This window comes from Breznakia sp. PFB1-19 (assembly GCF_029893935.1).
GTDB lineage: Bacteria > Bacillota_I > Bacilli_A > Erysipelotrichales > Erysipelotrichaceae > Breznakia > Breznakia blatticola.
In genome coordinates, this window is the sequence record NZ_JARXXJ010000023.1 from 22,246 (window position 1) to 31,766 (window position 9,521).

Annotated in this window: 8 protein-coding genes and 1 tRNA gene; all 9 read right to left on the minus strand. The window is 36.0% G+C overall.

Annotated elements, in window-relative coordinates; translation table 11 throughout:
• Window positions 1-29: 29 nt before the first annotated feature.
• Window positions 30-1,367, minus strand: a complete 1,338-nt coding sequence (glmM, locus tag M2098_RS09670; RefSeq protein WP_280683957.1) for a phosphoglucosamine mutase — start codon at window positions 1,365-1,367, stop codon at window positions 30-32.
• 13 nt (window positions 1,368-1,380) lie between these two features.
• On the minus strand, window positions 1,381-2,736 hold the full coding sequence (locus M2098_RS09675; RefSeq protein WP_280683955.1) for a CdaR family protein: 1,356 nt from the start codon (window positions 2,734-2,736) through the stop codon (window positions 1,381-1,383).
• Window positions 2,723-3,712, minus strand: coding sequence for a diadenylate cyclase CdaA (cdaA, locus tag M2098_RS09680; protein ID WP_280683953.1), 990 nt, complete (start codon window positions 3,710-3,712; stop codon window positions 2,723-2,725). Before cdaA ends, M2098_RS09675 begins: the two co-directional genes overlap by 14 nt.
• 87 nt (window positions 3,713-3,799) lie before the next feature.
• Window positions 3,800-4,357: a Maf family protein gene (locus M2098_RS09685; RefSeq protein WP_134171034.1), complete on the minus strand. Its 558-nt coding sequence runs from the start codon at window positions 4,355-4,357 to the stop codon at window positions 3,800-3,802.
• Window positions 4,357-5,418, minus strand: a complete 1,062-nt coding sequence (locus M2098_RS09690) for a branched-chain amino acid aminotransferase (protein WP_280683951.1) — start codon at window positions 5,416-5,418, stop codon at window positions 4,357-4,359. The genes M2098_RS09685 and M2098_RS09690 overlap by 1 nt, the downstream gene beginning before the upstream one ends.
• Window positions 5,419-5,469: 51 nt before the next feature.
• Window positions 5,470-6,177 carry a TIGR01906 family membrane protein gene (locus M2098_RS09695; protein ID WP_280683949.1) on the minus strand — a complete coding sequence of 236 codons (708 nt, stop codon included), beginning with the start codon at window positions 6,175-6,177 and terminating at the stop codon, window positions 5,470-5,472.
• Window positions 6,178-6,223: 46 nt separating this feature from the next.
• Window positions 6,224-8,041 (minus strand): glutamine--fructose-6-phosphate transaminase (isomerizing), encoded by a 1,818-nt coding sequence (gene glmS / locus M2098_RS09700; RefSeq protein WP_280683947.1) that lies wholly within the window; start codon window positions 8,039-8,041, stop codon window positions 6,224-6,226.
• Window positions 8,042-8,605: 564 nt separating this feature from the next.
• Window positions 8,606-9,061 (minus strand): DUF1538 domain-containing protein, encoded by a 456-nt coding sequence (locus M2098_RS09705; RefSeq protein WP_280683990.1) that lies wholly within the window; start codon window positions 9,059-9,061, stop codon window positions 8,606-8,608.
• 266 nt (window positions 9,062-9,327) lie between these two features.
• Window positions 9,328-9,413 (minus strand) — tRNA-Leu (locus M2098_RS09710).
• Window positions 9,414-9,521 lie beyond the last annotated feature (108 nt).

Consider the following 9,521-nt stretch of genomic DNA (forward strand, 5'->3'; position numbering starts at 1 on the left):
AGAAAAAAGGACTTTACTGCCTGAGCAGCTTATAGTCCTTGTTCTTTTATATATTCAACAACTTGTGTAACGTATTTTTCGCAAAGTGCATCCGTTTTTGCTTCAACCATAACACGTACAAGTGGTTCTGTACCACTTGGTCTTACAAGAATACGACCTTCATCACCAAGTTCTTTTGCAACTTCATCAACTTGTGCAAGTAAGCCTTCATCTTTTAATGCAGCTTCTTTATCTTGTACTTCAACATTGATTAATAATTGTGGGTAAATAAACAATTCTTCACCAAGTTCTTTTAATGATTTCTTTGTTGATGTCATCATTTCCACTAACATTAGTGCACTAAGAAGCCCATCTCCAGTCACTGCATGTTCTCTAAAAATAATGTGTCCTGATTGTTCTCCACCAAGAGAATAATCATGTTTTTCCATTTCTTCAGTTACGTATTTATCACCAACTGGTGTTTGTACATAAGTTATTCCAAGTTCATCTAGTGCTTTATATAATCCTAAGTTTGCCATTACTGTTGTGACTACAACATTGTCATTTAAGCGATTTTTATCACTTAAATATTTACTTGTTGTATATAAAATGTAGTCTCCATCGAAAAGATTTCCATCTTCATCAACAGCAATCAACCGGTCTGCATCCCCATCAAATGCAAATCCAACATCATACTTTCCTGATTTCATCAATTTTTGTAAGTCTTCAGGATGTGTTGAACCACAGTGGTTATTAATATTCGTTCCATTTGGCATAGAGTGAATAACTTTCACATTCATTCCTAAGTCAGTAAATAAATCAACAGCTGTACTTGTCGCACTACCATTTGCTAAATCAAGTGCAACATTTAATCCAGTTGCATCAATGTGATTGATTGTATTTTTTAAGTAACTTTCATAAATTGCTAATCCACGTGCAAAGTCAACAGATTTTCCAATATCATCACCTTTAGCTGGTTCAATACTGATTTTACCATCCATGAAATCTTCAATGCTTGCTTCCAAGTTTGGATCCATCTTCTTTCCTTCAAAGTTAAATAATTTAATTCCATTATCATAGAATGGGTTGTGCGAAGCACTAATCATAACCCCACAATCGAAGTGTTCTTGTTTTACTAAGTAAGAAATACATGGTGTTGGACATACACCAACTGCATATACATTTGCCCCTGTACTGATTGCACCAGCACTAATTGCTAGTTCAAACATGTCACTAGATAAACGCGTGTCTTTTCCAATGATAATTTTTGCTTTCTTGTTCTTTGAAAAATAATGTCCCAAGTATTGACCGATTTTCACAGCCATATCTAATGTTAGTTTTTCATTTGCCTTCCCGCGGACACCATCTGTTCCAAAATATTTACCCATAATACTCTTCTCCTCACTGAATCTGTAATTCTATTTCTTCATTTTCTAATTTATAACGTAATTTGTTGTTTGTGTTTTTTAACTGCAAGCGGATTGTATACGTTCCAGGTGCTTCACATTCTTGTAAATCTGCAACTAGATAAATATCCTCTGCTTTTAGTTTATCAATTACACTTTCCAAACCACTTACGGTCACTTGTTGTTTCAACGTATCTCCATTAAGTACGCTTAACTCATCTTTTAAGTTTGTAAAACGGACGGGTACATCATCAAACGTTTTAGTTTTCCCTTTTCCAAAGTTAACTTTCACACTTAGTGTCAATGTGTCCCCTTTAACTGCAGTTCCATTTGGTAGTTTTACTGGAACTGTTACCGTTTTTGTGCTCATATCTTTGGTTACATTGTTTAATGGAATACTTACAGATAATTCATTTAAATTATCCAAGACTTTAGTTGAACCATAGATGGTTACTTCTTCTTGATCAAGTTCAAAACTTGAAATTGCGACATCTTCTGGCAGTTCACCAGTAAAGTCTAGTTTTATTGGCACAACTTTATGTGGTGAGCTTACAGCTACTTCAACTCCAACTGTTGCAGGTAAGATATCCACAGCTAGTCGATCTCCATTTGCATTGTATGCAACAATTTGGGCATCTTGTCTAAAGTCTGCCTTTTTATCTGCAACATCAATTAATGCCTTCACATATGCGATTTCTTGCATACGTTCATCACTGGCACGAATGATAACTTCGTTTTGATCAAACACTGGTTCAGATAAACTATAAATATCATCCATTTGGTTCATATTTACAAAATCATAACCAAGCGAGAAACTACGACTGACTTTTTTACGTACCGTAACTAAAGCAACCGATGGGTTGACGCTTACATCAACCTTATCTGAGAAATTTAGTGGAACCAGTTCTACTTCGTATGTCCCAACTCCTTTATCACTCAAGTTTGCCATAACTTGATAATTATCTTTTCTTTGACTTGCGTATTGTACATCACCAGCATCACCAGTGATAGTTACTGTAACTGTTTCTGGTAAGTCAATTACTTCATATTCTGATGAAGAGATATTGGTTACTACTGGAATATCTTTTACATCCGTTGCAGAACGAATTTGATTGGTAAAGATATTTCCTTCAATATCTTGTGAGACAACTGCAAATAGTAATGCGGCAATGGCTACTGCAATCACTTTTGCATACCGTTGACTAAAGAGGATGCGATCCACCCATTTCGAAACGATTCCAAACAAACGCAACACGACTTGTTCAGCTTTTGAGTACGTGTTCTTAAACGAAGTTGTACTTTTTACGATTGGCTTTGGAATTTCCGTTTTCCGTGTTCTATTTTTTCGCATTTGTCTTTCCTCCTTTCGCCTTACCTTCTTTTGTATTTTCCTTTAAAGGTGTGCTCGGTTGAACTACAATTGCTTCTGCTTCAATTTTTGCATCTTTTTTCCGTGATCTCTTTTTAATCAAAGGTTTCACTTCTTTTATTGGTACATCTTGTGCAGATGATGCAGGTGCTTGTTGTGTTTCACTAGTTGTTGTACTCACCACCGGATCACTTGCTTGCAAGGCTCTAACAAGAGTTGCACGTAAGTTTACTGCATTTACTTGCGTCAAAACGCCTTCTTTAGCAATCGATACATTTCCAGTTTCTTCAGATACAACAATTGTTATACTGTCGGTTACTTCACTAATTCCAACGGCTGCTCTATGACGTGCTCCATATTGACGCGGGAATTCACGAGTCGTCGGTGGAAAGAATGCACTTGCACATGCAATTCGATTCCCACGAATTATAACCGCTCCATCATGTAATGGTGTTCCTTCCCAGAAAATCGTTCCTAATAGCTCATCACTTACATCTGCATCAAGTGCTGTTCCAGTTGCAATATAATCATCAAGTGAGTTGGTTTGTTCCAAACAAATCAAAGCTCCTGTCTTACTGTTTGCTAAATCATTTGTTGAGCGAACCAGTTCATCAATCAAGCGTTCTTTTTCTGATTGATTCAAACTTGAAATGCTTGTAAATGTTGTCTTTCCAAGTTTTTCAAGCAGGGAACGAACCTCGGGTTGGAAAATAATAAATATCACCAACACTCCCCAGTTCAGTACTTGTGTAGTAATAAAGGCAATGGTACGCAACCCTAAAGTTTGCGCAATCCAGTTTATAAGCAACACAAACAAAATACCCTTCACTAATTGAACGGTTCTTGAGTTGTTTTTTACAATTTTCAAACAATAGTAAATGATGATCGATACAACACCGACATCAAGCACAATTTTTAAAACGGCAATCAGATTGCTTAAGGTTAAGTAATTTAACATAAACACCTCATTTTCTTTTTCAATTATAGCATAAATCCATTATAGAATGTGAAGCAATAGAATGGGATCTCACAAAAAAAGAAGCATCTACTGATACTTCTTCAGTCTTTGATATAATTCTCCAATTGGCAATCCCATGATGGTAAAGTAATCTCCATCAATGGATTTCACAAATGCTTTTGCTTTTTCTTGAATTCCATAAGCTCCTGATTTATCGTACGGTGCTTCTGCTTCAATATAATCTTCAATTTCTTGATCACCTAATTCATAGAAGTATACTTCACTTACACTAGCAAAGCTTTCAACATGACCATTTGCGATAATTGCTACTCCACTAATCACTTGATGGGATGTATTGCTATACGATTTCAACATACGAAATGCTTCATCTTTATCTTTTGGTTTTCCTAAAATTTTTCCATCTTGATATACAATGGTATCACAGCCAATAACAATACTATCTGGATGATCTTTAGCAACTGCAAATGCTTTTGCACTTGCTACTTCTTGAATCGCATCTCGAATATCAATTTCCATGTTGAACGTTTCTTGACTATCACTTACAATCACAGAAAACTCAAGTCCAACACTTTCCATCAATTCTTTTCTTCTTGGACTTTGACTAGCTAAAATGATTGGTTTCATTAAATCTTACGTACCCATCCATATGGATCTTCAAGATTTCCCCATTGAATCCCTGTTAAGGTTTCATACAGTTTATGTGTAATTGGTCCAGTCTTAAAGTTATTGATAATTTGTTCATTCCCTTTGTAGTTAAGTTCACCAATCGGTGAAATAACTGCAGCAGTTCCTGTTCCAAATGCCTCTTGTAGTTTTCCTGTTTTTGTCCACTCCATCAAATCGTTAATATCGATGTGTGTTTCTTTTACTGTGTAACCCCAATCACGAAGGATACGAATACATGAATCTCTAGTAATTCCAGGCAATACACTTCCTTCTAATGGTGGTGTTAAAATTTCTCCATCTACCACAAACATAACATTCATCGTTCCAACTTCTTCTACATATTTACGGTGTACACCATCAAGCCATAATACTTGTGTGTATCCTGCATCTTGTGCTTTTACTTGTCCAATGATACTTGCTGCATAGTTTCCACCACACTTAGCAAATCCTGTACCACCAACAACCGCGCGTACATATTCATCTTCTACGAAGATTTTTACTGGGTTTACACCTTCAGGGTAGTATTGTCCAACTGGACTTAAAATTACCATGAATTTATATGATGTTGCTGGGTGTACTCCAACAGCTGCTTCTGTAGCAAAACAGAATGGACGAATATATAATGAGGTTCCTTCACTTGTAGGAATCCAGTCTTTTTCATAACGTACCAATTCTTCTACTGCTTCAACGAAAATTTCTTCAGGTACTTCTGCCATACATAAACGTTCATTACTTTTTTGCATACGTAAGGCATTCATTTCTGGACGGAAGATCAGAATATCATCACCATTACGGTAGGCTTTCAATCCTTCAAATGTTTCTTGTGCATAATGCAATACCATGCTTGCAGGATCCATTGGAATTGGTCCATAAGGTACAATTTGTGCATTGTGCCATCCATCATCTACACTCCAATCCATCATAAACATATGATCTGTGTAGTACTTGCCAAATCCTAAGTTTTCTTCATCCGCAGGTTTTGCTTTTAATGTTTCTGCTCTGGTGATTTTTATATTCATATTCGCTTCCCCCTTTTTATCTATATTTGATAATATTTTACGCTTCTTTTATTAAGAATACAATACTAGGCTAACTTTCTTTCTTTGTAGTAAATACACGAAACAAATGATGCCAATTAGAACAAAGACTCCAACAAACACCACAAGAATTCGTGTAACAAGTGCTTGGAAAACCGCTTCTGGTAACATGCGAATCATAAAATCAGTCGTTGGATTTAATAACCACAAATCATTACTGAAGAACACGCCATGAAACGATGTCCAAAAACTACTGAAATCGACTGCTGCATATAATCCAAGTGCACCCAAACATATGACAAAAATAATACTCATTCGTAAATACCCAACGCTAAATACACTCATAAAATCTTTTGGTGCTTCAATAAACACGATCAGTAATAAACATATCGCAAAGATGATACAAATTATTGCTACCATGCGAAAATCTAAATATAAGTCTTTTACATCTACCATATGTTTTGCTTCTTTTTCATTAAACATATCTCTTATTTCTTCTTGATACGTAATTTCAGTGTAGATATCTTCACGATTTCCTTGAATGTAACTTAATAGATTTTCCATCGATGTTTGATAATCATTTTCACTAACATGCATACGTTGGTGAATACCAAGTCGTGCATCTTGTTTTTCATAAAAACTACTGTTAAGGGCAAATCCTTGGATACAACCAAAAAGTACACCTATCCAGATGCACAAAGCTATAATTGCACTTAAACATACTTTTAATCCATATCTCATAGTTCTATTATACGCAAAAAACAAAAAAGAGAAAGGTGAAACACCTTTACTCTACGGTTACTGATTTTGCGAGGTTTCTTGGTTGGTCGATTTCACAACCACGTAAGTTTGCCACTTGATAACTTAATAACTGTAATGGAACAACGCCTACAATCCCTTGAATTAAACGATTTACCTTAGGAATACTAATTTTATAATCATAGTAATCTTGTGCAACTTGTAAGTCTTCACGCACAACTAGTATCACATTGGCTCCACGAGCTTTTACTTCTTTGATATTACTTATTGTCTTTTCATATAAACGCTCTTCTGTGCAAATTGCTACAACTGGCGTTCCTTTTTCAATTAGCGAAATCGTTCCGTGTTTTAATTCTCCTGCTGCATATGCCTCACTATGAATATATGAAATTTCTTTTAGTTTTAAGCTACCTTCCATGCAAAGTGCATAATCTAAGCCACGTCCAATAAAAAATACATTGTTGTGGCGAGAAATGATTTTTGCTGCTTTGACATATTGCACATCATCAATCATATGTTGTAGCATATCCGGCAGTTGTTGAATCTCTTTAATGATTTCATTTGCTTGTGTTTTACTTACTTTACCATGTACATATGTAAGATTTAATGCCACTAAAGATAATAATGCGACTTGTGTACAATATGCTTTAGTCGTTGCAACTGCAATTTCAACTCCTGCGTGTGTATATGCAACATACTTCGCTTCACGAGCAATACTACTTCCTACCACATTTACTATAGCCATCGTATCAACACCTTGTTGTTTCGCTAATAATAAAGCTGCTAAACTATCTGCAGTTTCTCCACTTTGACTTACCACTAGTACAAGTGTATTTACATCATAGATTGGATCTTTATAACGATATTCACTTGCAATTTCTACATCGACACGAACACGCGCAGCCGATTCAATTAAGCTTTTTGCGATCATCCCTGCATACATTGCACTACCACAAGATACAATATGAATTTGTTGGTATTTTGATAAATCAGGTAGTGATGTTACAAGTTGATCAATATCATCTTGTACATAACTAAACATGGTTTCACGAACCACACGTGGTTCTTCATGAATTTCCTTTAACATAAAGTGTTCATATCCATCTTTAGCAATTGCACTTGCATCCATCGTTGCTGTTTTAATTTCATAATCAACGACATCTAAATCTAGTGTATACACTTGAATTTCATCTTTACGAAGTACTGCAATTTCATCTTGATCAAGTAAAATATACTGTTTTGTATATTTTAAAATAGCTGGCACATCGCTTGCGATATAATTCTCGTTTTCACCAACAGCAACAATCAGCGGTGAATTTCTACGCATCGCATACAGTGTATCTTGTTCATCTAAAAAGATAATTCCAAAGGCAAATGAACCTCGAAATGCTCGATTGGCTTCTTGTAATGTTGCTAATTTATCTAAGCCTTTTGCATACACATAATCAATATACGCTGCTGCAATTTCTGTATCTGTTTCACTTTCAAAGACATAGCCTTGCTTCAACAGTACTTCTTTTAGTTCCCCATAGTTTTCAATGATTCCATTATGAACTAATGTCACCTTGCCATGATGATGTGGGTGCGCATTACTTTGATTTGGGATTCCATGAGTTGCCCAACGTGTATGTGCAATTCCTAATACACTTGATGGTACATGCAAATCCTGAATTTTCTTTTCCAGATTTGCCACTTTACCGCGTGTTTTTATTACACGCACTTCTCCATTGACGATACTCGCCATTCCCGCTGAGTCGTATCCACGATACTCAAGCGACTTTAAGCCGTCCAAAAGGACTTGGTTTGATTTGGGGTTTATTCCAACATAACCTACAATTCCGCACATATTTACTTTTCCTCCACGATAAAAAAGCCTTTTTTAAAAGGTCTACTTTTGTTGTGGTGGCAAAGTAATTTTTAAACCCTATTATATTGGTCTTTGTTTTACTTCTAACGAATCACCGTATCCGCGATAGTACCCGCCGAAACTTTCGATAACTACCGACCTCGTCAACAACCTATGTTGTCCTGGCGCTGATTATGCAACTGGCATAACTGGTTTCCATTATAAAGAATAAATACTCAAAAGTCTACTGCAACTACAACATCTACATATAAAAAAAGCTACCCGAAGGTTAATGTAAAGTGGACCCCATGTCAAGGAGTCTTAGAAAAAAAGTAATTTTATGAATCAACTAAATTCATTACACTTTATCTACGGAGGTATTAGTGTAATGAATTTTTTAAATATAAAGTCGACCAATGGATTTGACAGTATCGAGTTTCATGTGACTGTAAACGATGTTCCTGTTGAAGGTTTCTTAGGGATTGGTATGCATTATAATTGGATTGCTCTACCCAAAGAAGGAATATCTTGTGAACTTGCACACTTTAGCGATAGTTATTGGAATTATGATTCTCTTTCCAATGTGCCAAAAGATGAGAGAACAGTGATTGGACCGGTTGTTACTCCTCCCGAATCAAAAGAAACTGGTAAAAAATCACCTGGGACAAATATTGCTAATACAAACACAAATATATATAAGCCGATAACGAGCTTCGAAAATGAAACTTGAAAGATAATTCGCAAAATCGCAATTACTAAAAAAACTCCAACTCCAGCTGCTACTGTAAAAATGATAACATCATCTGGAATACTCGCCACTTGACTAGCAAGTACATCTAAATCTGGTTCTGCAATGGTAATTAGAAATCCCCTCAAAAATGTTGAGAGAATAATCATCCATATCTTTTTAGCTTTTGTAAATTTTGAACCAATTGCTTCACCCATTGGCATCATCGACATTTCAGCACCTAAAGTAAATAAACCCATACCCACAATTAATAATACTGCTCCTACAAAAATAAAAGTACCGTATCAGTTGATAGTGGCACTACAAAAATACTTAGGAAAAGTACGATTAACGTGATTGGTAAGACTGAGGGCAACGCTTCAGATATTTTTTCTTTTAGTTTTTTATTCAACCAATCACCTCCATATATTTATGTATATATTGTAACATGGGGCAATTTCATATCCATTCATCCACTTAAACAAGTGTAAGATTCAGATGGCGTTCACAAATAAAAAAACACCCCTCTTTTTTGTCAGATTGGTGTAAGTATTTCTATTGGTGCACGGAAAGGGACTTGAACCCTCACGGACGTACGTCCACTACCCCCTCAAGATAGCGTGTCTGCCATTCCACCACCCGTGCGTTATTTCTATCTAATAAACTACCCCGGGGCAGAGCCCAGAAAGCCATCCCATGGCTTTCCGACGGGGTATTTGGGTCGCTTCGCTCAAGCTGATTACACTCGCATTT

Coding starts and splice junctions, on each gene's coding strand:
- M2098_RS09675 (WP_280683955.1), bottom strand. CDS start 2,736: ATGCGAAAAAATAGAACACGGAAAACGGAAATTCCAAAGCCAATCGTA.
- cdaA (WP_280683953.1), bottom strand. CDS start 3,712: ATGTTAAATTACTTAACCTTAAGCAATCTGATTGCCGTTTTAAAAATT.
- M2098_RS09685 (WP_134171034.1), bottom strand. CDS start 4,357: ATGAAACCAATCATTTTAGCTAGTCAAAGTCCAAGAAGAAAAGAATTG.
- M2098_RS09695 (WP_280683949.1), bottom strand. CDS start 6,177: ATGAGATATGGATTAAAAGTATGTTTAAGTGCAATTATAGCTTTGTGC.
- M2098_RS09690 (WP_280683951.1), bottom strand. CDS start 5,418: ATGAATATAAAAATCACCAGAGCAGAAACATTAAAAGCAAAACCTGCG.
- glmS (WP_280683947.1), bottom strand. CDS start 8,041: ATGTGCGGAATTGTAGGTTATGTTGGAATAAACCCCAAATCAAACCAA.
- glmM (WP_280683957.1), bottom strand. CDS start 1,367: ATGGGTAAATATTTTGGAACAGATGGTGTCCGCGGGAAGGCAAATGAA.